The sequence below is a fragment of the Citrobacter sp. CK181 genome (assembly GCF_030333595.1).
GTDB classification, from domain to species: domain Bacteria; phylum Pseudomonadota; class Gammaproteobacteria; order Enterobacterales; family Enterobacteriaceae; genus Citrobacter_B; species Citrobacter_B koseri.
Genome location: NZ_JAOWFN010000006.1, coordinates 1 through 20,608, shown reverse-complemented (window position 1 = coordinate 20,608; position 20,608 = coordinate 1). Strand labels below are relative to the sequence as shown.

Below are 20,608 nucleotides of genomic sequence, written 5' to 3'. Positions count from 1 at the left end.
GGCAGGCCGTGTTATTATTGCCTTTTAGTATATTTGGACAGGAAGAGTATTTTGACTACTAACACTCATACTCTGCATATTGAAGAGATTTTAGAACTTCTGCCGCACCGTTTTCCGTTTTTGCTGGTTGACCGTGTGCTGGACTTTGAAGAAGGTCGTTTTCTGCGCGCAGTGAAGAATGTCTCCGTAAATGAGCCTTTCTTCCAGGGCCATTTCCCGGGTAAACCGATTTTTCCGGGTGTGCTGATTCTGGAAGCGATGGCGCAGGCAACAGGGATTCTGGCGTTTAAAAGCGTTGGAAAACTGGAGCCGGGTGAACTGTATTACTTCGCGGGTATTGACGAAGCGCGCTTTAAGCGTCCTGTCGTGCCTGGCGATCAGATGATCATGGAAGTGACTTTCGAGAAAACGCGCCGTGGCCTGACCCGCTTTAAAGGGGTTGCTCTGGTCGATGGCAAAGTTGTGTGCGAAGCAACCATGATGTGTGCTCGTAGCCGGGAGGCCTGATACGTGATTGATAAATCCGCCTTTATTCATCCAACTGCCATTGTGGAAGACGGCGCCTGTATTGGCGCTAATGTTCATATTGGTCCTTTTTGTATTGTTGGACCCCATGTCGAAATTGGTGAGGGTACCGTACTGAAGTCTCACGTTGTCGTGAATGGCCATACAAAAATTGGTCGCGATAACGAGATTTATCAGTTCGCCTCCATCGGTGAAGTAAACCAGGATCTGAAATATGCTGGCGAACCGACCCGTGTGGAAATTGGCGATCGTAACCGCATTCGCGAAAGCGTCACCATTCATCGTGGCACAGTGCAGGGTGGTGGGTTGACGAAGGTGGGCAGCGATAACTTACTGATGATCAATGCCCATGTGGCGCACGATTGTACAGTAGGCAACCGCTGTATTCTGGCCAATAACGCTACGCTTGCGGGCCACGTTTCGCTGGATGATTTTGTCATCATCGGCGGCATGACCGCAGTGCACCAGTTCTGCACCATTGGCGCGCATGTGATGGTTGGCGGCTGTTCTGGCGTTGCCCAGGACGTTCCGCCGTACGTTATTGCTCAGGGCAATCACGCAACGCCGTTTGGCGTCAATATCGAAGGGCTGAAGCGTCGCGGTTTCACCCGCGAAGCGATCACCGCGATCCGCAACGCCTATAAAGCGTTGTACCGCAGCGGCAAAACGCTGGATGAAGCTAAACCGGAAATTGCCGAGCTGGCGAAGCAGTACCCGGAAGTGCAACTCTTTAGCGATTTCTTTGCCCGCTCAACGCGCGGTCTGATTCGTTAATGGCGGAACAGCGTCCCTTAACGATAGCCCTGGTCGCCGGAGAAACCTCCGGCGATATTCTTGGTGCAGGCTTAATTCGCGCGCTGAAGGCGCGCGTGCCCAACGCGCGTTTCGTCGGCGTGGCGGGGCCGCGTATGCAGGCTGAGGGCTGCGAAGCCTGGTATGAGATGGAAGAGCTGGCGGTAATGGGCATTGTTGAAGTGCTTGGTCGCCTGCGTCGCTTATTGCATATTCGTGCCGATTTGACCCGCCGCTTTACCGAGCTTCAGCCGGATGTTTTTGTCGGCATTGATGCGCCGGACTTCAATATTACCCTTGAAGGCAACCTGAAAAAGCAGGGCATAAAAACCATCCATTATGTCAGTCCGTCCGTCTGGGCGTGGCGACAGAAACGCGTTTTCAAAATAGGCAGATCCACCAATATGGTGCTGGCTTTTCTGCCTTTCGAAAAAGCGTTTTACGACAAGTTTAACGTACCATGCCGTTTTATCGGGCATACGATGGCGGACGCTATGCCGCTGGACCCGGATAAAAACGCCGCGCGTGATGTGCTGGGAATCTCGCATGATGCACACTGCCTGGCGCTACTGCCCGGTAGCCGTGGCGCGGAAGTGGAGATGCTGAGCGCGGACTTCCTGAAAACCGCGCAGCTGCTGCGTCAGACCTATCCTGACCTTGAAGTTGTCGTACCGCTGGTGAACGTCAAACGCCGCGAGCAGTTCGAGCGCATTAAAGCTGAGGTTGCGCCGGAGCTTTCCGTGCATCTGCTCGACGGAATGGGACGTGAAGCGATGGTGGCCAGCGACGCCGCATTGCTGGCGTCTGGTACGGCTGCACTGGAGTGTATGCTGGCGAAATGCCCGATGGTGGTGGGGTATCGGATGAAACCCTTTACCTTCTGGCTGGCGAAGCGCCTGGTAAAGACCGATTATGTTTCGCTGCCTAATCTGCTGGCGGGAAGAGAATTAGTCAAAGAGCTGTTGCAGGAAGAGTGTGAGCCGCATGCGCTTGCAGAGGCCTTGCTGCCGCTGCTGGCGAATGGCAAAACCAGCCATGCGATGCATGACACCTTCCGCGAGTTGCACCAGCAAATCCGTTGCAATGCCGATGAGCAAGCGGCGGACGCTGTCCTGGAGTTAGCACAATGATCGAATTTGTTTATCCGCATACGCAGTTGGTCGCGGGTGTGGATGAAGTTGGACGCGGCCCGCTGGTCGGCGCGGTGGTGACGGCCGCTGTGATCCTCGATCCGGCTCGCCCAATCGTGGGTCTCAATGATTCCAAGAAGCTCTCAGAAAAGCGCCGTCTGGCGCTGTATGATGAAATCAAAGAAAAAGCGTTAAGCTGGAGTCTGGGACGCGCGGAACCTCATGAAATTGATGAGCTAAATATTTTGCACGCCACGATGCTGGCGATGCAGCGCGCCGTTGCCGGTTTGCATATTGCGCCGGAATATGTGCTGATTGACGGCAACCGCTGTCCGGCACTGCCCGTGCCCTCTATGGCGGTGGTGAAAGGCGACAGCCGTGTGGCGGAGATCAGCGCGGCATCTATTATTGCGAAAGTGACGCGCGATGCCGAAATGGCGGCGCTGGACGGTATTTTCCCACAGTATGGTTTTGCCCAGCACAAAGGGTATCCGACCGCTTTTCATCTGGCGGCGCTTGCTGAACATGGTGCGACGGAGCATCATCGACGTAGTTTTGCTCCTGTCAAACGCGCCCTGGGACTTGCGTCCTGATTCTTGTGTCGAGATTAAGTAAACGGGAATCTGAAGATGTCTGAACCACGTTTCGTCCACCTGCGGGTGCACAGCGACTACTCCATGATCGATGGGCTGGCGAAAACCGGGCCGCTGGTAAAAAAGGCGGCCGCGTTAGGCATGCCTGCGCTGGCGATCACCGATTTTACCAACCTTTGCGGTCTGGTGAAGTTCTACGGAACGGGCCACGGCGCAGGGATTAAGCCCATTGTCGGCGCTGATTTCCATGTTCGCGGCACTCCGCTGGGAGATGAACTTTGCCAGTTGACCGTGCTGGCGGCAAATAATACGGGCTATCAGAATCTTACTCTGTTGATCTCAAAAGCCTATCAGCGTGGCTACGGCGCAGAAGGGCCGGTGATCGACAGGGAATGGCTGACTGAATTAAAAGACGGTCTGATTTTGCTCTCCGGTGGCCGGATGGGCGATGTGGGCCGCAGTTTGTTGCGCGGCAACAGTGCGCTGGTGGACGAATGCGTCGCCTTCTATGAAGAACATTTTTCCGACCGCTACTATCTGGAGCTGATCCGCACGGGTCGGCAGGATGAGGAAACGTATCTGCATGCGGCGGTTGAGCTGGCGGAAACGCGTGGCTTGCCGGTTGTCGCAACGAATGATGTCCGCTTTATTAACAGCGAGGACTTTGACGCGCACGAAATCCGCGTGGCTATTCACGATGGTTTTACGCTCGACGATCCTAAACGCCCGCGTAATTATTCGCCGCAGCAATATATGCGTAGCGAAGACGAGATGTGCGAGCTGTTCTCCGACATCCCGGAAGCGCTGGAAAACAGCGTTGAGATAGCCAAACGCTGTAACGTGACCGTCCGTCTGGGCGAATACTTCCTGCCGCAGTTTCCGACGGGGGACATGACCACCGAAGACTTCCTGGTCAAGAAATCGAAAGAGGGTCTGGAAGAACGTCTCGAATTCCTGTTCCCTGACGAAGCGGTGCGTAAAGAGAAGCGTCCCCCCTATGACGAACGTCTGGACATTGAACTTCAGGTTATTAACCAGATGGGGTTCCCTGGCTACTTCCTCATCGTGATGGAGTTTATCCAGTGGTCGAAAGATAACGGCGTACCGGTAGGGCCGGGGCGCGGTTCCGGTGCGGGGTCGCTGGTGGCCTATGCGCTGAAAATTACCGACCTTGATCCGCTGGAATTCGACCTGCTGTTCGAACGTTTCCTTAACCCGGAACGTGTCTCCATGCCTGACTTCGACGTTGACTTCTGTATGGAGAAACGAGACCAGGTTATCGAACACGTAGCGGACATGTACGGCCGCGATGCGGTATCTCAGATTATTACCTTCGGTACGATGGCGGCGAAAGCGGTTATCCGCGACGTGGGGCGCGTGCTGGGGCACCCGTACGGTTTCGTGGATCGTATCTCGAAGCTGGTGCCGCCTGACCCAGGCATGACGCTGGCGAAAGCGTTTGAGGCGGAACCGCAACTGCCGGAAATTTACGAGGCGGATGAGGAAGTTAAAGCGCTGATCGATATGGCGCGCAAGCTGGAAGGCGTCACGCGTAACGCCGGTAAGCACGCCGGTGGCGTGGTTATCGCGCCGACCAAAATCACCGATTTTGCGCCGCTGTACTGTGATGAGGCCGGTCAGCACCCGGTAACGCAGTTTGATAAAAACGACGTGGAATACGCCGGGCTGGTCAAATTCGACTTCCTGGGGCTGCGCACACTCACCATCATTAACTGGGCGCTGGAGATGATCAACGCCCGCCGCGAGAAGAATGGCGAACCGCCGTTGGATATCGCGGCGATCCCGCTGGATGACAAGAAAAGTTTCGACATGCTGCAACGCTCGGAAACCACGGCGGTCTTCCAGCTTGAATCCCGCGGCATGAAAGATCTGATTAAGCGTCTGCAACCTGACTGCTTCGAAGATATGATCGCGCTGGTGGCGTTGTTCCGCCCCGGCCCGTTGCAGTCGGGCATGGTGGATAACTTCATCGACCGTAAGCATGGCCGTGAAGAGATTTCCTATCCAGACGTGCAATGGCAGCATGAAAGCCTGAAACCCGTACTGGAGCCGACCTACGGCATCATCCTGTACCAGGAACAGGTTATGCAGATTGCACAGGTGCTTTCCGGTTACACCCTTGGCGGCGCGGATATGCTGCGTCGTGCGATGGGTAAGAAAAAGCCGGAAGAGATGGCGAAACAACGTTCCGTCTTTGAAGAGGGCGCCAGAAAGAACGGCATCGACGGCGAGCTGGCGATAAAAATCTTCGACCTGGTGGAAAAGTTCGCCGGGTACGGGTTTAACAAATCGCACTCCGCCGCCTATGCGCTGGTGTCTTACCAGACGCTGTGGCTGAAAGCGCACTACCCGGCAGAGTTTATGGCGGCGGTAATGACCGCCGATATGGACAACACCGAAAAAGTGGTCGGTCTGGTGGATGAATGCTGGCGCATGGGGCTTAAAATCCTGCCGCCGGATATCAACTCAGGGCTGTATCACTTCCACGTTAACGACGACGGCGAAATTGTTTACGGCATCGGCGCGATCAAAGGCGTGGGTGAAGGCCCGATTGAAGCTATCATCGAGGCGCGCAATAAAGACGGTTACTTCCGCGAGCTGTTTGATTTATGCGCCCGCACGGACACGAAAAAGCTCAACCGCCGGGTACTGGAAAAACTGATCATGTCCGGGGCGTTTGACCGCCTTGGGCCGCACCGCGCCGCGCTGATGAACTCGCTGGGCGACGCGCTGAAAGCCGCCGATCAGCATGCCAAAGCGGAAGCGATCGGGCAGGCGGATATGTTTGGCGTACTGGCGGAAGAGCCGGAACAAATTGAACAATCCTATGCCAGCTGCCAGCCGTGGCCGGAACAGGTGGTGCTGGACGGGGAACGTGAAACGTTGGGGCTTTACCTGACGGGACACCCTATCAATCAGTATTTAAAAGAAATTGAGCGCTATGTCGGAGGCTACCGGCTGAAAGACATGCATCCGACAGAACGTGGTAAAGTCACCACGGCTGCGGGGCTCGTGATTGCTGCAAGGGTTATGGTCACCAAGCGCGGCAATCGTATCGGCATCTGTACGCTGGATGACCGCTCTGGACGTCTGGAAGTTATGCTGTTTACCGACGCTCTGGATAAATATCAGCAATTGCTGGAAAAAGACCGCATACTTATCGTCAGCGGACAGGTCAGCTTTGATGACTTCAGCGGCGGGCTTAAAATGATGGCCCGTGAAGTCATGGATATTGACGAAGCCCGGGAAAAATATGCTCGCGGGCTTGCTATCTCGCTGACGGACAGGCAAATTGATGACCAGCTTTTAAACCGACTCCGTCAGTCTCTGGAACCCCACCGCTCGGGGACAATTCCAGTACATCTCTACTATCAGAGGGCGGATGCACGCGCGCGGTTGCGTTTTGGCGCGACGTGGCGTGTCTCTCCGAGCGATCGTTTGCTAAACGATCTCCGTGGCCTCATTGGTTCGGAGCAGGTGGAACTGGAGTTTGACTAATACAGGAATACTATGAGTCTGAATTTCCTTGATTTTGAACAGCCGATTGCAGAGCTGGAAGCGAAAATCGATTCTCTGACAGCGGTAAGCCGCCAGGACGAGAAACTGGATATTAATATCGATGAAGAAGTGCATCGTCTGCGTGAAAAAAGCGTAGAACTGACGCGCAAAATCTTTGCCGATCTTGGCGCATGGCAGGTTGCTCAACTGGCGCGCCATCCGCAACGTCCATACACCCTGGATTATGTTCGCCTGGCGTTTGATGAATTTGACGAACTGGCGGGCGATCGCGCCTATGCGGACGATAAAGCTATCGTCGGCGGCATCGCGCGTCTGGATGGTCGTCCAGTGATGATTATTGGTCATCAGAAAGGCCGTGAAACGAAAGAGAAAATCCGTCGTAACTTCGGCATGCCGGCACCTGAAGGGTATCGCAAAGCGCTGCGTCTGATGGAAATGGCTGAGCGTTTCAACATGCCGATCATTACCTTTATCGACACCCCTGGCGCTTACCCTGGCGTGGGCGCGGAAGAACGCGGTCAGTCTGAAGCGATCGCACGTAACCTGCGTGAAATGTCACGCCTGAGCGTACCGGTGATTTGTACCGTTATCGGCGAAGGGGGTTCCGGCGGCGCGCTGGCGATTGGCGTGGGCGATAAAGTGAATATGTTGCAGTACAGCACCTATTCCGTTATCTCCCCGGAAGGCTGCGCGTCCATTCTGTGGAAAAGCGCGGACAAAGCGCCATTGGCTGCCGAAGCGATGGGTATTATCGCGCCGCGCCTGAAAGAGCTGAAGCTGATTGATTCCATCATTCAGGAACCGCTGGGTGGCGCGCACCGCAACCCGGAAGCGATGGCGGCTTCTCTGAAAGCGCAACTGCTGGCCGATCTCGCCGATCTCGACGTGTTGAGCAAAGATGATTTGAAAAACCGTCGTTATCAGCGCCTGATGAGCTACGGCTACGCGTAAACATCATCAATGCCCGATGGCGCTTGCGCTTATCGGACATGGAGTAAAAAGGGTCACATTTTGTGGCCCTTTTTTTTACCTGCGGTTTGACCAGGCTATGATTAGCTAAGGTTTTTCCAGGAGGAACGCATGAATATCATTGCCATCATGGGGCCGCATGGCGTTTTTTATAAAGACGAACCCATCAAGGAACTTGAGCTTGCCCTACAGTCGCAGGGGTTTCAGATTATCTGGCCGCAAAATAGCGTCGACCTGCTGAAATTCATTGAACACAATCCGCGAATCTGTGGCGTCATTTTTGACTGGGATGAGTACAGCCTCGATTTGTGTAGCGATATCAACCAGCTAAATGAATACCTGCCGTTGTATGCGTTTATCAATACGCATTCGACGATGGATGTCAGCGTGCATGATATGCGTATGGCTCTGTGGTTTTTTGAATACGCGCTCGGCCAGTCAGAAGATATTGCGACGCGTATCCGGCAGTATACGAATGAATACCTTGATAATATCACGCCGCCGTTCACCCGGGCGCTGTTTACCTATGTGAAGGAAGGGAAGTATACCTTCTGTACGCCGGGACATATGGCGGGAACCGCTTACCAGAAAAGCCCGATTGGCTGTCTGTTTTATGACTTCTTCGGAGGGAATACGCTAAAAGCGGATGTGTCTATTTCCGTGACCGAACTGGGGTCGCTGCTGGACCATACCGGGCCGCACCTGGAGGCGGAAGAGTATATTGCCCGCACCTTCGGCGCCGAGCAGAGTTATATGGTGACCAACGGCACCTCTACATCGAACAAAATTGTCGGCATGTACGCGGCGCCGTCGGGCAGCACGCTGCTGATTGACCGTAACTGCCATAAATCTCTCGCGCACCTGTTGATGATGAGCGATGTGGTGCCCCTCTGGCTGAAACCCACGCGCAACGCACTCGGTATTCTGGGGGGCATTCCTAAGCGTGAATTTACGCGTGAGAGTATTGAACATAAGGTTTCGGAGACGGCGCAGGCGCAGTGGCCAGTACATGCGGTTATCACCAACTCGACCTATGACGGCCTGCTGTACAACACGAACTGGATTAAACAAACGCTGGATGTCCCTTCGATCCATTTCGACTCGGCCTGGGTGCCCTATACCCATTTTCACCCGATTTATCAGGGGAAAAGCGGGATGAGCGGCGAGCGGGTGCCGGGAAAAGTCATCTTCGAAACGCAGTCGACGCATAAAATGCTGGCGGCGCTGTCTCAGGCATCGCTTATTCACATAAAGGGGATTACGATGAAGATACCTTTAATGAAGCGTTTATGATGCACACCTCAACATCGCCAAGCTACCCCATCGTGGCGTCGATTGAGACGGCTGCGGCAATGCTGCGTGGCAATCCGGGTAAACGATTGATCAATCGCTCCGTGGAGCGGGCGCTTCATTTTCGCAAAGAGGTACAGCGGCTGCGCGAAGAGTCGGAAGGCTGGTTCTTTGATATCTGGCAACCGGAAGAGGTGGATGAAGCGGAATGCTGGCCCGTTGCGCCCGGCGAGGAGTGGCACGGTTTTACCGATGCGGATGCCGACCATATGTTTCTCGATCCGGTGAAAGTCACCATTTTGACGCCCGGTATGGATGAGCAGGGCAACATGAGCGAGGAGGGGATTCCCGCCGCGCTGGTGGCGAAGTTCCTTGATGAGCGCGGCGTGGTGGTAGAAAAAACCGGGCCTTATAACCTGCTGTTCCTGTTCAGTATTGGTATTGATAAAACCCGGGCGATGGGGTTGCTGCGCGGCCTGACGGAGTTTAAACGCGCTTACGATCTTAATCTGCGCGTTAAAAATATGCTGCCGGATCTGTACGCCGAAGATCCCGATTTTTATCGTAATATGCGGATTCAGGATCTGGCGCAGGGTATCCATAAACTGATCCGCCAGCACGATCTTTCCGGGTTGATGTTACGGGCGTTCGACACATTGCCCGAAATGAAAATGACGCCGCATCAGGCCTGGCAGAGGCAGATAAAAGGCGAAGTGGAGACCATCGCGATTGATCAACTGGTGGGGCGTATTTCCGCCAGTATGGTGCTGCCGTATCCGCCTGGTGTGCCGTTGCTGATGCCGGGGGAGATGATCACCGAAGCGAGCCGCGCGGTACTCGATTTTCTGCTGATGCTGTGTTCCATCGGCCACCATTACCCTGGCTTTGAGACCGATATTCATGGCGCAAAACAGGATGAAGATGGCGTTTACCGAGTGAGAGTCTTAAAAACGGCATGATGGCTTGCCTGAGCGACTGCAAGGCGGGTAACGTGCTGATAACACATTAAGGAGACGCTATGCTGGGATTAAAACAGGTTCACCATATTGCGATTATTGCGACGGATTATGCGGCGAGCAAAACGTTTTATTGTGACGTACTGGGCTTCACGCTGTTGAGTGAAGCGTACCGGGAAGAACGTGATTCCTGGAAAGGCGACCTGGCGTTAAACGGGCAATATGTGATTGAGCTTTTTTCTTTTCCCTTCCCGCCTGCGCGACCGAGCCGACCGGAGGCCTGCGGTCTGCGGCATCTGGCGTTCAGCGTGGAAGACGTAGACAAAGCGGTAGCGCATCTGGAGGCGAACAACGTTAAATGCGAGTCGGTTCGCGTTGACCCGTTTACGAATAAACGTTTTACCTTTTTCAACGATCCAGACGGACTGCCGCTCGAACTGTATGAGCAGTAAAACTTGTCATCACGGTTTCTGCCCGGTAACGTGCCGGGCAGTGCCACAGTTAAGCAATGATCATGACAACATTCACCCTGAACGCCTCACTCCTGCCACACCGCCAGATTCTGGTGGCCTTTAGCGGCGGGCTGGATTCTACCGTACTGCTGCATCAACTGGTGCAATGGCGAGAACAGCAGCCTGATGTCACGCTGCGCGCCATCCATATTCATCATGGGTTAAGCTCTCATGCCGATAGCTGGGTGACGCATTGCGAGGCTGTGTGCCAGCAGTGGCAGGTGCCGCTGGTTGTCCGACGAGTGCAACTCCAGGATGAGGGGCTGGGGATTGAGGCTCAGGCGCGCCAGGCGCGATACGCGGCCTTTGCGCAGGCGCTGCATCCCGGTGAAGTCCTGGTCACGGCCCAGCATCTTGACGATCAATGTGAAACGTTTTTGCTGGCGTTGAAGCGCGGCAGCGGCCCGGCGGGATTGTCCGCTATGGGGGAACGCTCGTCGTTTGCCGGAACGCAACTGATCCGCCCGTTACTTGGGGAAACCCGTGCGGCGCTGGAGCAGTGGGCAAAACGCTATGCGCTGCGCTGGATTGAGGATGAAAGCAATCAGGATGATGTCTACGATCGTAATTTCCTGCGCCTTAGGGTGCTGCCGCTGCTGCAACAACGCTGGCCGCATTTTGCTGAAGCGACTGCCCGTAGCGCCGCGCTTTGCGCAGAACAGGAGTGCCTGCTGGATGAGCTTCTGGCAGAGGATTTAGCGGGCTGTATCACCGCTGATGGAGCATTGCAGTTAGCGCCGTTAATGGCGATGAGCGGCCCGCGACGCGCTGCGCTATTGCGCCGCTGGCTGGCCGCGAAGCATGCGCCGATGCCTTCCCGCGACGGGCTGGAACGTATCTGGCAGGAGGTGGCGCTGGCGCGTGAGGATGCCGCTCCCTGTTTGCGCTTTGGCGAGTACGACATTCGCCGTTATCAGTCACAACTATGGTGGATAAAATCCGTTACCGGCCAAAGCGCGACGGTGATCCCGTGGTCATCGTGGCAAACACCGTTATCGCTGCCCGTTGGATTTGGGACGGTGCGGCTCGTTCCAGGAGGCGACCTGCGCATGCCGCGTGCCGACGAGCCAGTTAGCATACGCTTTAAGGCATCTGGGTTACTGCATATTATCGGGCGCAATGGCGGGCGTAAGCTAAAGAAAATCTGGCAGGAGCTGGGCGTACCGCCCTGGCGGCGGGATACCACGCCGCTGCTGTTTTATGGCGAGACGTTGATTGCTGCCGCAGGTATTTTTGTTACCTGTGATGGTCTGGCGGAGGAGGGAGCAGGCGTCAGGCTGGAATGGAAGGAAGAGACGTCGTCATCGCGTAATGCCTGATGGCGCTGCGCTTATCAGGCCTACGTATCGCATGGAAAGTAGGCCGGATAAGGTGCTTGCACCGCCATCCGGCAACAAAAGAATCAGGATTCGCTGACGATTACAGTACCGATTTGTGGATGACTGAAGCTGGTAATTTTGTCCAGACGCAGCTCGCGTGTTTCACCGGCGACATCCGCGATCAGATATTCCACGTTTTTGCGCGACACCAGATCGTTGGCTTTCGCCTGTAAAACTTCTCCATCCTTAAGTTCCAGCGTCAGTAACAGATGATGCTGGCAGGCGAGCTCAAGATTGTCGTAATCATCGCAGTTGATGGGTTGATACGTTTCATTCATTGACATAATCGCTCACCAGTAAGTTCGCGGCAGCATATGCCGCCTTTTCCCTGACCGACTCTGAAAGGGCATCGTCTGCTGCCACTTCATTAAGCACTTTCAATACACAACCCAGCGCATCCGGGACATACCCTAAGTCTCCGCTGGCGATTTCCGCATACCGCTTGCGTATTAACTCACAATATTTTTCCACATGCCCTCCTGTCAGCACTCTGACTTAACCGTGGATGCAAGTCTAAGCCTACGAAGATAAACTCTGTTTAGCAAGGTGACTATAACATACCCATCCAGGCAATATCAGCAGGTTGACGGCGCAGGTATACGACATCCGTTAACAGCCTTTTGACGCAGATTTCGCTACAATGTGTCCCTGATTCGAAAGGAGTTCTCTCATGGCGCTTAAAGCGACGATTTATAAAGCCGTAGTCAATGTGGCGGATCTTGACCGCAACCAGTTTCTTGACGCGGCATTGACGCTGGCGCGTCACCCTTCTGAAACGCAGGAGCGCATGATGCTGCGCCTTCTGGCCTGGATTAAATATGCCGATGAGCGCCTACAGTTCACGCGTGGTCTGAGCGCAGAAGATGAGCCTGAGGCATGGCTGCGTAACGACCATCTGGGGATTGATTTATGGGTTGAGCTGGGGCTGCCGGATGAGCGCCGCATTAAGAAAGCCTGTACCCAGGCTGCGGAGGTTGCGCTGTTTGCCTATAATAGTCGTGCCGCGCAAATCTGGTGGCAGCAGAACCAGAGTAAATGCGCGCAGTACGCTAACCTGTCCGTGTGGTATCTGGATGATGAGCAACTGGCGAAACTGAGTGATTTTGCCGGCCGAACCATGACGTTACAGGCAACGATTCAGGATGGCGCCATCTGGCTGTCGGATTCTCAGAATAATCTGGAAATTCATCTGGCTGCATGGCAACAGCCTTCATGATTGTCATCTCCCGAAATGTCTCGATTCCCGACAATGAGCTGGAAATCACAGCCATTCGTGCGCAGGGAGCGGGTGGACAGCACGTTAATAAGACCTCAACGGCTATCCATTTGCGCTTTGACATTCGGGCCTCTGGCCTGCCAGAGTATTATAAGGAACGTTTGTTGGCTGCCAGCCATCATCTTATTAGCAGCGATGGCGTCATTATTATCAAGGCGAAGGAGTATCGCAGCCAGGAGCTCAACCGGGAGGCGGCTATCGCCCGGCTGGTGGCAGTCATCAAAGAATTAACCGCAGTGCAAAAAAGCCGACGGGCAACCCGCCCTACGCGCGCGTCGAAAGAACGCAGGTTGTCATCGAAGGCACAAAAATCCACAGTGAAGGCGCTTCGCGGTAGAGTTCGTCGTCCTCAGGAGTGACGAGCGGGGATAACATTTCATAAGGAATTTATGGTGAAAACAGCGATATTGTCAGTAGCGGCAGCATGCACGCTCTTTGCCTTGATTGGATGTAATAATCGTACTGAAGTGGAGGCGCTACAGCCGACGCAGACGGCAGAATTAAAACCGATGCAGCAAAGCTGGCGTGGCGTATTGCCTTGCGCAGACTGTGAAGGGATCGAAATCTCTTTGTTCCTGGAAAAAGATGGAACATGGGTGATGAATGAACGTTATCAGGGCGTTCGTGAAGAACCCTCTTCGTTTGCCTCGTATGGCACCTGGGCGCGTACAGCCGATAAACTGGTATTGACCGACAGCAAAGGCGAGAAGTCTTACTATCGTGCGAAAGGCGACGCTCTGGAAATGCTTGATCGTGAAGGTAATCCGATTGAATCGCAGTTTAATTACACGCTTGAGTCGGTGTCTGCCAGTTTGCCCGTAACGCCAATGCCGGTGCGCGGCATGTATTTCTATATGGCGGATGCGGCGACCTTTACCGATTGCGCTACCGGGAAACGCATGCCGGTGGCGAACAATGCTCAGCTGGAACGTGATTATCTGGCGGCACGAGGCGCTGCGGAAAAGCCGGTATTATTAACGGTGGAAGGCCACTTTACGCAGGAAGCCAACCCGGATACGGGCGCGCAGGTAAAAACGCTGGTGGCCGATAAAGAGATTAAATTCGTTCCTGGACAGGATTGTTCCAGCAAGTAATTGCGGTATTGACCCCGTCTGGACATTAAAAAACCCCGCTAATGCGGGGTTTTTTGTGTTTAGCCTTTGATGGCTTTCACCAGGAAATCGACGATCTCGCCAGTTTTAATCAACTGCTTCTCGCCGTTACGACGGTATTTGTATTCAATATCGTCGTTGTCCAGGTTACGGTCGCCCAGCACGATAGTGTGCGGGATGCCGATCAGTTCCATATCCGCGAACATGACGCCCGGACGCTCTTTACGGTCATCCATCAGCACTTCGATGCCTTGTGCGCGCAGTTCACCGTACAGTTTTTCCGCCAGTTCCTGCACCCGGAAGGACTTGTGCATATTCATCGGCAGAATGGCAACCTGGAATGGCGCGATGGCGTCAGGCCATACAATACCGCGTTCGTCGTAGTTCTGCTCAATCGCCGCCGCCACCACGCGCGTTACCCCGATACCGTAGCAACCCATCGTCAGGATCTGGTTACGACCATCTTCACCCTGTACGGAGGCTTTCAGCGCTTCGGAATACTTGGTGCCCAGCTGGAAGATATGACCCACTTCGATGCCGCGTTTAATCAGCAGCGTGCCCTGGCCGTCCGGGCTTGGATCGCCTGCCACGACGTTACGGATATCAGCGACTTCTGGCGTCGCGACATCGCGATCCCAGTTGATGCCGAAGTAGTGTTTACCGTCGATGTTGGCGCCTGCCGCGAAATCGCTCATTACTGCAACGGTACGGTCGATCACCACCGGAACCGGCATATTTACCGGGCCGAGAGAACCCGGGCCGGCTTTCACCAGCGCACGAATCTCTTCTTCTGTGGCGAAGGTCAGCGGGCTGGCAACCTGCGGCAGTTTTTCCGCTTTCACTTCGTTCAGTTCGTGATCGCCACGTACCAGCAGAGCAACCAGCGGGTAGCTGCTTCCTTCAACCGCTTTCACCAGCAGCGTTTTGACGGTTTTCTCAATCGGCAGATTGAACTGCTCAACCAGCTCCGCAATGGTTTTCGCGTTTGGCGTATCAACCAGCGTCATCTCCTGGCTGGCTGCCGCGCGCGGCGCTTTCGGCGCAACGGCTTCGGCGAACTCAATGTTAGCCGCGTAGTCAGAAGAATCAGAGAAGATCACATCATCTTCACCGCTTTGCGCCAGTACCTGGAACTCGTGGGATGCGTTACCGCCGATAGACCCCGTGTCTGCCTGTACCGCGCGGAAATCCAGGCCCATACGGCTGAAGATTTTGCTGTAAGCGGCATACATCGCGTCGTAAGTTTCCTGTAGCGATTCCTGAGAGGTATGGAAAGAGTAGGCGTCTTTCATCAGGAATTCGCGGGAACGCATTACGCCGAAACGCGGACGTACTTCGTCACGGAATTTGGTCTGGATCTGGAAGAAGTTCAGCGGCAGCTGTTTGTAAGAGCTGAGTTCGTTACGAATCAGGTCGGTGATAACTTCTTCGTGAGTCGGGCCGAGTACGAACGGACGCTCGCCACGGTCAACAAAACGCAGCAGTTCCGGGCCGTACTGTTCCCAACGACCACTCTCTTGCCACAGGTCGGCAGGCTGAACCACTGGCATTGACACCTCGATGGCACCGGCGTTATTCATCTCTTCACGCACGATGTTTTCGACTTTTTTCAGGACGCGCAGGCCAGTCGGCAGCCAGGTATATAACCCGGAGGCGAGCTTGCGGATCATCCCGGCGCGCAGCATCAGCTGATGGCTGATAACCTCGGCGTCGGCAGGTGTCTCCTTCAGAGTGGAGAGCAGATATTGGCTAGTACGCATGTTGTTACGGTTCCAGTTGGACGATCGAACAGGCTCAACGCGAGCCTGACACAAAAAAAGTGATTTAGTTTACCAGCGAGAAAGGGATGTCAAAAGAGAAGGGCGTGAAATTAGCGGGGTTCCAGCGCAAAGACTTCAAAACCCTCTTCGGTGACGCGCCAGCGCACGTTGAAATCGTGCAGCCAGACGGCGTACGTTTTACCGGTCTCTTCACCTTTACGATAGGCGGGACGCGGATCTTGCGCCAGCACTTCGCCGATAAATGTTTTCAGTTGCGGGTAACGTTGTTCAAACCGTGAAAGCTGTTGGTCAATGTCGGCCGTGAAGCTGACGTGCATCTCTGCCACAGGCGCCTGTTGCGCGTAGCTGGCCGTTGCGTCCGGTAATGACTCGGCAAACGGCAGGTAGGGTTTGATATCAATAACCGGCGTGCCATCAACCAGATCCAGACTGCCCAGCTTCAGGATGACTTTCTCTTTCTGACAGACAATCTCTTTCAATTCAACCAGCGACATGCCGACAGGGTTAGGGCGAAAGGTGGAACGGGTCGCGAAGACGCCCATCCGGGCATTGCCGCCGAGACGGGGAGGACGAACCGTCGGGCGCCATCCGCCAGCCATCGTCTGATGAAAGACGAAGATCACCCACAAATGGCTGAACGCTTCCAGACCGCGAACGGCATCGGCCTGATTATAGGGCGCAACAAGATGCAGTTCGCCGTCGGCGCTTTTTACCAGACCAGGCTGGCGCGGGACGGCGAACTTTTCTTTATAGGGGGAGCGAATAACGCCTATTTGCTCGAACTGAAAACTGCTCATTTAGCCGAGATGTTAAGGGCGGAACCGATGCAAACAGCCTGACGGTAGCAGCCTGGCGTTCCACTGGTGACTTCGCAGCTGTGCAGCAGTACAGCATTCGCCTTCATTTTAGAGGCGTTAATCTGCATGCGTTTACGTGCTGTCGGGATGCTCGGCGGGGAATCCTGATTAGATGCCTGGCAGGAGTCACCGCTGACTTCGCCAAGATCGCGGAACGGTTTACCCACTAACTCTTCGGCGTTGGTGTAAATTCGGACCGGTGCGGCACGCGGCGCTTTCGGTTTTTCCGACTCCGCTTTTGGCGGGGTTGCGGTGCTTTGAACGGGTTCAACAGGGGATCTGCTTAGCATGGAACAACCGCCCAGCATGAGTGCCAATAAACAGATCGGTAAAGCACGCATAATATTTCCTCAATGAATGATCTAATCGTCAGATATTGAATCAGGAGCTTGCATAAATGACAAGACGGGCAAGCGCCCGTCCTGAATGATATTACAGATTGTGGAAACCGCCTAAAAATTACCAGCCTTTAACAGCACCGCCGTTGAAGACTTTATTCGCGGCTTCGTAGACTTCGTCAGACTGATAAGCCTGAACGAATTTCTTCACGTTCTCTGCGTCTTTATTGTCTTCACGCGTTACGATCAGGTTAACGTACGGGGAATCTTTATCTTCCACGAAGATACCGTCTTTTGCCGGCGTCAGGTCAATCTGGCTGGCGTAAGTGGTGTTAATCACGGCCAGGGCAATTTGCGCATCGTCCAGAGAGCGCGGCAGTTGCGGTGCTTCCAGCTCAACAATTTTCAGGTTCTTCGGGTTTTCGGTCACGTCCAGAACGGTCGGCAGCAGGCCAACGCCATCTTTCAGTTTGATTAATCCTACTTTCTGCAACAGCAGCAGTGAACGACCAAGGTTAGTCGGATCGTTTGGTACGGCTACCTGAGAACCATCCTGTAGCTCATCAAGTGATTTGATTTTTTTGGAATAACCGGCAATCGGATAAACAAAGGTATTGCCAACGGCAACCAGCTTGTAACCGCGATCTTTGATTTGCTGATCCAGGTACGGCTTGTGCTGGAAAGCGTTCGCGTCGATATCGCCTTTGCTTAACGCTTCGTTCGGTAATACGTAGTCGTTGAACGTCACCAGCTCAACATCCAGACCGTATTTTTCTTTCGCTACTTTTTGCGCGACTTCCGCAACCTGCTGTTCAGCGCCGACAATCACGCCCACTTTGATGTGGTTCGGATCTTTTTCATCCTGGCCGCAACCCACAAGTGCCAGAGAACCAATCAGGGCTCCCACTGCCGCAAAGGTTTTAAATTTGAACGCCATGCTTATTTCCTTAATGAGTCATTTGTGTTGTGTTTAATGTTACTTGTGCGTCACTGCCCGAACGATGCGATCGCCGGATAACTGAATTAAATAAACCAGAACGACCAGTAATACCAGCACCGTATTCATCACGGTAGCATTGTAGCCAATGTAACCATACTGATAGCCAATCTGACCGAGTCCGCCAGCGCCAACGGCACCGCCCATAGCAGAGTAGCCCACCAGAGTGATCAGGGTAATGGTTGCGGCATTGACCAGACCCGGTAATGCTTCCGGCAGCAGCACCTTACGCACGATTTGCAGCGGCGTGGCCCCCATCGCACGGGAGGCTTCGATCAATCCGGTTGGGATTTCCAGCAATGCGTTTTCCACCATGCGGGCGATAAACGGCGCGGCGCCGACGGTTAACGGCACAATCGCCGCCTGCAAACCGATGGAGGTGCCGACAATCACACGGGTAAACGGAATCATCCATACCAGTAAGATAATGAACGGGATGGAACGGAAGATATTGACGACCGCAGAGAGTGTGCGGTAGAGCTTCGCGTTTTCAATAATTTGCCCTGGACGCGTAACGTACAGCAGTACGCCAACCGGCAGACCAATAACAAAACCAAAAAAGCCGGATACAAAAGTCATCGCCAGCGTTTCCCAGACGCCGCGCGCCAGTAACCACATCATCGCCTCAGACATAACCCAGTACCTCTACTTTCACATGGTGTTCCTGCAACCAGGCAATTGCGGCTTGCGTCTCTTCTTGCGTGCCGTGCATTTCCGTCAGCATAATGCCGAACTTCACGCCGCCTGCGTAATCCATCTGCGCGCTAATAATGTTGTTGTTCACATTGAAGCGGCGGGCCGTCTCAGACAGCAGCGGGGCGTCTACGGATTGTCCGGTAAATTCCATACGCAGCATGGGGACGCTGTCCGCATACGGCTCCGCTTTTAAACGTTCCAGATAATCTTCCGGGATATCCAGATGCAACGTGGACTGGATAAACTTCTGCGCCAGCGGCGTCTTTGGATGGGAGAACACTTCGCTGACCGTATCCTGCTCAATCAGTTCTCCGTTACTGATAACTGCGACACAATCGCAAATGCGCTTAACCACATCCATCTCATGAGTAATAAGAAGAATGGTCAGGCCAAGGCGACGGTTAATATCTTTCAGCAGTTCCAGAATCGAACGGGTCGTTGCCGGATCGAGGGCGCTGGTGGCCTCGTCGCACAGCAGGACTTTGGGATTGCTGGCTAATGCGCGAGCAATCGCCACACGCTGTTTCTGGCCGCCGGAAAGGTTGGCCGGATAGCTGTCGTGCTTATCGCCGAGCCCTACCAGATCCAACAGCTCTGTGACGCGGCGTTTTATCTCGTCTTTCGGCGTATTGTCCAGTTCTAGCGGCAACGCCACGTTGCCAAAAACGGTACGTGAAGATAACAGGTTAAAATGCTGGAAAATCATGCCAATCTGGCGACGGGCTTTCGTCAACTCAGATTCAGAAAGGGTGGTCAGCTCCTGGCCGCCAACCAATACGCTCCCTTCCGTGGGACGTTCCAGCAGATTCACACAGCGAATGAGTGTGCTTTTACCGGCGCCGGAGGCGCCAATAACGCCATAAATTTGTCCGGCAGGGACATGCAGGCTGACGTTGTTCAGCGCCTGAATGGTGCGGGTCCCCTGTTGGAACACTTTGGTGATATTCGAAAGTTTAATCATTGATTATTTATTATCGTAATTAAGTTAGCCGTGGCATTTTCTTCTGCCTGATACGGTCGAAGCCGTCAACAAAATGGATGTTAAGGCATCCAGACGTCTAAATCAATCAGGCTTTCGATGATGAGCACTTTCTTGCTCGCTGAAACATGCGATACTAACGGCACATGCCTTATTCAGGAGCTATAAAAGGTGGCAAAGTCCGTACCCGCAATTTTCCTCGACCGTGATGGCACTATTAATGTGGATCATGGTTACGTACATGAAATCGATGAGTTCGAGTTTATTGAAGGCGTCATTGACGCGATGCGTGAACTGAAAAAGATGGGCTTTGCGCTTGTCGTTGTTACCAACCAGTCTGGTATTGCGCGCGGTAAATTTACGGAAGCGCAGTTCGAGACGCTGACCGAATGGATGGACTGGTCGCTGGCGGACCGCGATGTCGATCTGGATGGCATCTATTATTGTCCGCATCATCCGCAGGGCAGCGTAGAAGAGTTCCGTCAGGCGTGTGATTGTCGTAAACCGCATCCGGGGATGCTTATCTCTGCGCGTGATTTTCTGCACATTGATATGGCCGCGTCTTATATGGTGGGTGACAAAATAGAAGATATGCAGGCGGCGGCAGCGGCAAATGTTGGTACGAAAGTATTGGTACGCACTGGTAAGCCCGTTACGCCCGAAGCAGAAAATGCGGCAGATTGGGTGTTAAATAGCCTTGCTGACCTGCCATCGGCGATAAGAAAGCAGCAAAAATAAGCGTTATGATTAAAAGATGAGCGGTTGAGATAAAAATGCATTTTTCCGCTTGTCTTCCTGAGACGACCCCCTATAATGCGCCTCCATCGACACGGCGGATGTGAATCACTTCACACAAACAGCCGGTTGATTAAAGAGAAAAATCCTG

At 54.0% G+C, this 20,608-nt stretch carries 20 protein-coding genes and 1 pseudogene; 13 read left to right on the top strand and 8 right to left on the bottom strand.

Annotation, left to right across the window (positions count from 1 at the left end; all coding sequences use genetic code 11):
• The first annotated feature begins 51 nt into the window (after nt 1-51).
• The 9 genes and pseudogenes from fabZ to tilS all read left to right on the top strand — a co-directional run bounded on the left by fabZ (nt 52) and on the right by tilS (nt 11,626).
• On the top strand, nt 52-507 hold the full coding sequence (fabZ, locus tag OGW17_RS00685) for a 3-hydroxyacyl-ACP dehydratase FabZ (protein ID WP_003018528.1): 456 nt from the start codon (nt 52-54) through the stop codon (nt 505-507).
• A gap of 3 nt (nt 508-510) precedes the next feature.
• Nucleotides 511-1,299 carry an acyl-ACP--UDP-N-acetylglucosamine O-acyltransferase gene (gene lpxA, locus OGW17_RS00680; RefSeq protein WP_024130684.1) on the top strand — a complete coding sequence of 263 codons (789 nt, stop codon included), beginning with the start codon at nt 511-513 and terminating at the stop codon, nt 1,297-1,299.
• Entirely contained in the window at nt 1,299-2,447 is a 1,149-nt protein-coding gene (gene lpxB, locus OGW17_RS00675; protein ID WP_071257616.1) for a lipid-A-disaccharide synthase, read from the top strand. Before lpxA ends, lpxB begins: the two co-directional genes overlap by 1 nt.
• Nucleotides 2,444-3,040: a ribonuclease HII gene (gene rnhB, locus OGW17_RS00670; RefSeq protein ID WP_012133974.1), complete on the top strand. Its 597-nt coding sequence runs from the start codon at nt 2,444-2,446 to the stop codon at nt 3,038-3,040. Before lpxB ends, rnhB begins: the two co-directional genes overlap by 4 nt.
• A gap of 36 nt (nt 3,041-3,076) precedes the next feature.
• Nucleotides 3,077-6,559, top strand: coding sequence for a DNA polymerase III subunit alpha (dnaE, locus tag OGW17_RS00665; protein WP_024130683.1), 3,483 nt, complete (start codon nt 3,077-3,079; stop codon nt 6,557-6,559).
• 12 nt (nt 6,560-6,571) lie between these two features.
• Nucleotides 6,572-7,531 carry an acetyl-CoA carboxylase carboxyl transferase subunit alpha gene (accA, locus tag OGW17_RS00660; RefSeq protein ID WP_012133972.1) on the top strand — a complete coding sequence of 320 codons (960 nt, stop codon included), beginning with the start codon at nt 6,572-6,574 and terminating at the stop codon, nt 7,529-7,531.
• A 129-nt stretch (nt 7,532-7,660) separates the two neighbouring features.
• Nucleotides 7,661-9,798: pseudogene (ldcC, locus tag OGW17_RS00655) on the top strand (lysine decarboxylase LdcC).
• Between the two features lie 59 nt (nt 9,799-9,857).
• Complete coding sequence (locus tag OGW17_RS00650) at nt 9,858-10,247, top strand: VOC family protein (protein WP_071257623.1); 390 nt, start codon at nt 9,858-9,860, stop codon at nt 10,245-10,247.
• Between the two features lie 62 nt (nt 10,248-10,309).
• Nucleotides 10,310-11,626 (top strand): tRNA lysidine(34) synthetase TilS, encoded by a 1,317-nt coding sequence (tilS, locus tag OGW17_RS00645; RefSeq protein WP_071257626.1) that lies wholly within the window; start codon nt 10,310-10,312, stop codon nt 11,624-11,626.
• Between the two features lie 83 nt (nt 11,627-11,709).
• Here tilS and rof read toward each other — a convergent pair whose 3' ends face one another.
• On the bottom strand, nt 11,710-11,970 hold the full coding sequence (gene rof / locus OGW17_RS00640) for a Rho-binding antiterminator (RefSeq protein ID WP_024130681.1): 261 nt from the start codon (nt 11,968-11,970) through the stop codon (nt 11,710-11,712).
• Nucleotides 11,957-12,157 (bottom strand): YaeP family protein, encoded by a 201-nt coding sequence (locus tag OGW17_RS00635; protein ID WP_012133967.1) that lies wholly within the window; start codon nt 12,155-12,157, stop codon nt 11,957-11,959. The genes rof and OGW17_RS00635 overlap by 14 nt, the downstream gene beginning before the upstream one ends.
• Nucleotides 12,158-12,356: 199 nt before the next feature.
• On the opposite strand from OGW17_RS00635, the gene OGW17_RS00630 reads away from it, so the two are divergent.
• Genes OGW17_RS00630 through nlpE form a run of 3 tightly spaced genes read left to right on the top strand, consistent with a single transcriptional unit; the run spans nt 12,357 to nt 14,056 of the window.
• The gene (locus tag OGW17_RS00630) at nt 12,357-12,902 is read left to right on the top strand and encodes a YaeQ family protein (RefSeq protein WP_012133966.1); all 546 of its coding nucleotides are present in this window, start codon (nt 12,357-12,359) and stop codon (nt 12,900-12,902) included.
• Complete coding sequence (gene arfB / locus OGW17_RS00625; RefSeq protein ID WP_071257630.1) at nt 12,899-13,321, top strand: alternative ribosome rescue aminoacyl-tRNA hydrolase ArfB; 423 nt, start codon at nt 12,899-12,901, stop codon at nt 13,319-13,321. The genes OGW17_RS00630 and arfB overlap by 4 nt, the downstream gene beginning before the upstream one ends.
• Before the next feature lie 30 nt (nt 13,322-13,351).
• Nucleotides 13,352-14,056 (top strand): envelope stress response activation lipoprotein NlpE, encoded by a 705-nt coding sequence (nlpE, locus tag OGW17_RS00620; RefSeq protein WP_081353154.1) that lies wholly within the window; start codon nt 13,352-13,354, stop codon nt 14,054-14,056.
• A gap of 59 nt (nt 14,057-14,115) precedes the next feature.
• On the opposite strand, the gene proS is transcribed toward nlpE, so the two are convergent.
• From proS to metN, 6 genes are all read right to left on the bottom strand, one after another.
• The gene (gene proS / locus OGW17_RS00615; RefSeq protein WP_012133963.1) at nt 14,116-15,834 is read right to left on the bottom strand and encodes a proline--tRNA ligase; all 1,719 of its coding nucleotides are present in this window, start codon (nt 15,832-15,834) and stop codon (nt 14,116-14,118) included.
• A gap of 110 nt (nt 15,835-15,944) precedes the next feature.
• Entirely contained in the window at nt 15,945-16,652 is a 708-nt protein-coding gene (gene tsaA, locus OGW17_RS00610; RefSeq protein WP_071257632.1) for a tRNA (N6-threonylcarbamoyladenosine(37)-N6)-methyltransferase TrmO, read from the bottom strand.
• Nucleotides 16,649-17,053: an envelope stress sensor lipoprotein RcsF gene (gene rcsF, locus OGW17_RS00605; RefSeq protein ID WP_012133960.1), complete on the bottom strand. Its 405-nt coding sequence runs from the start codon at nt 17,051-17,053 to the stop codon at nt 16,649-16,651. The genes tsaA and rcsF overlap by 4 nt, the downstream gene beginning before the upstream one ends.
• 118 nt (nt 17,054-17,171) lie before the next feature.
• The gene (metQ, locus tag OGW17_RS00600) at nt 17,172-17,987 is read right to left on the bottom strand and encodes a methionine ABC transporter substrate-binding lipoprotein MetQ (RefSeq protein WP_012133959.1); all 816 of its coding nucleotides are present in this window, start codon (nt 17,985-17,987) and stop codon (nt 17,172-17,174) included.
• A 39-nt stretch (nt 17,988-18,026) separates the two neighbouring features.
• Nucleotides 18,027-18,680 carry a methionine ABC transporter permease MetI gene (locus tag OGW17_RS00595; protein WP_012133958.1) on the bottom strand — a complete coding sequence of 218 codons (654 nt, stop codon included), beginning with the start codon at nt 18,678-18,680 and terminating at the stop codon, nt 18,027-18,029.
• A complete protein-coding gene (metN, locus tag OGW17_RS00590; protein ID WP_049008092.1) occupies nt 18,673-19,704 on the bottom strand; it encodes a methionine ABC transporter ATP-binding protein MetN in 1,032 nt (343 codons plus the stop codon). The genes OGW17_RS00595 and metN overlap by 8 nt, the downstream gene beginning before the upstream one ends.
• Nucleotides 19,705-19,893: 189 nt before the next feature.
• On the opposite strand from metN, the gene gmhB reads away from it, so the two are divergent.
• Nucleotides 19,894-20,460: a D-glycero-beta-D-manno-heptose 1,7-bisphosphate 7-phosphatase gene (gene gmhB, locus OGW17_RS00585; protein WP_047458784.1), complete on the top strand. Its 567-nt coding sequence runs from the start codon at nt 19,894-19,896 to the stop codon at nt 20,458-20,460.
• The last annotated feature ends 148 nt before the right edge of the window (nt 20,461-20,608 follow it).

What these genes read in the sequence shown, in the direction of transcription:
- lpxB (WP_071257616.1), top strand. Translation starts at nt 1,299, where the DNA reads ATGGCGGAACAGCGTCCCTTAACGATAGCCCTGGTCGCCGGAGAAACC.
- nlpE (WP_081353154.1), top strand. Translation starts at nt 13,352, where the DNA reads ATGGTGAAAACAGCGATATTGTCAGTAGCGGCAGCATGCACGCTCTTT.
- tsaA (WP_071257632.1), bottom strand. Translation starts at nt 16,652, where the DNA reads ATGAGCAGTTTTCAGTTCGAGCAAATAGGCGTTATTCGCTCCCCCTAT.
- metQ (WP_012133959.1), bottom strand. Translation starts at nt 17,987, where the DNA reads ATGGCGTTCAAATTTAAAACCTTTGCGGCAGTGGGAGCCCTGATTGGT.
- rof (WP_024130681.1), bottom strand. Translation starts at nt 11,970, where the DNA reads ATGTCAATGAATGAAACGTATCAACCCATCAACTGCGATGATTACGAC.
- tilS (WP_071257626.1), top strand. Translation starts at nt 10,310, where the DNA reads ATGACAACATTCACCCTGAACGCCTCACTCCTGCCACACCGCCAGATT.
- dnaE (WP_024130683.1), top strand. Translation starts at nt 3,077, where the DNA reads ATGTCTGAACCACGTTTCGTCCACCTGCGGGTGCACAGCGACTACTCC.
- rnhB (WP_012133974.1), top strand. Translation starts at nt 2,444, where the DNA reads ATGATCGAATTTGTTTATCCGCATACGCAGTTGGTCGCGGGTGTGGAT.
- OGW17_RS00630 (WP_012133966.1), top strand. Translation starts at nt 12,357, where the DNA reads ATGGCGCTTAAAGCGACGATTTATAAAGCCGTAGTCAATGTGGCGGAT.
- OGW17_RS00650 (WP_071257623.1), top strand. Translation starts at nt 9,858, where the DNA reads ATGCTGGGATTAAAACAGGTTCACCATATTGCGATTATTGCGACGGAT.
- arfB (WP_071257630.1), top strand. Translation starts at nt 12,899, where the DNA reads ATGATTGTCATCTCCCGAAATGTCTCGATTCCCGACAATGAGCTGGAA.
- OGW17_RS00595 (WP_012133958.1), bottom strand. Translation starts at nt 18,680, where the DNA reads ATGTCTGAGGCGATGATGTGGTTACTGGCGCGCGGCGTCTGGGAAACG.
- rcsF (WP_012133960.1), bottom strand. Translation starts at nt 17,053, where the DNA reads ATGCGTGCTTTACCGATCTGTTTATTGGCACTCATGCTGGGCGGTTGT.
- proS (WP_012133963.1), bottom strand. Translation starts at nt 15,834, where the DNA reads ATGCGTACTAGCCAATATCTGCTCTCCACTCTGAAGGAGACACCTGCC.
- metN (WP_049008092.1), bottom strand. Translation starts at nt 19,704, where the DNA reads ATGATTAAACTTTCGAATATCACCAAAGTGTTCCAACAGGGGACCCGC.
- accA (WP_012133972.1), top strand. Translation starts at nt 6,572, where the DNA reads ATGAGTCTGAATTTCCTTGATTTTGAACAGCCGATTGCAGAGCTGGAA.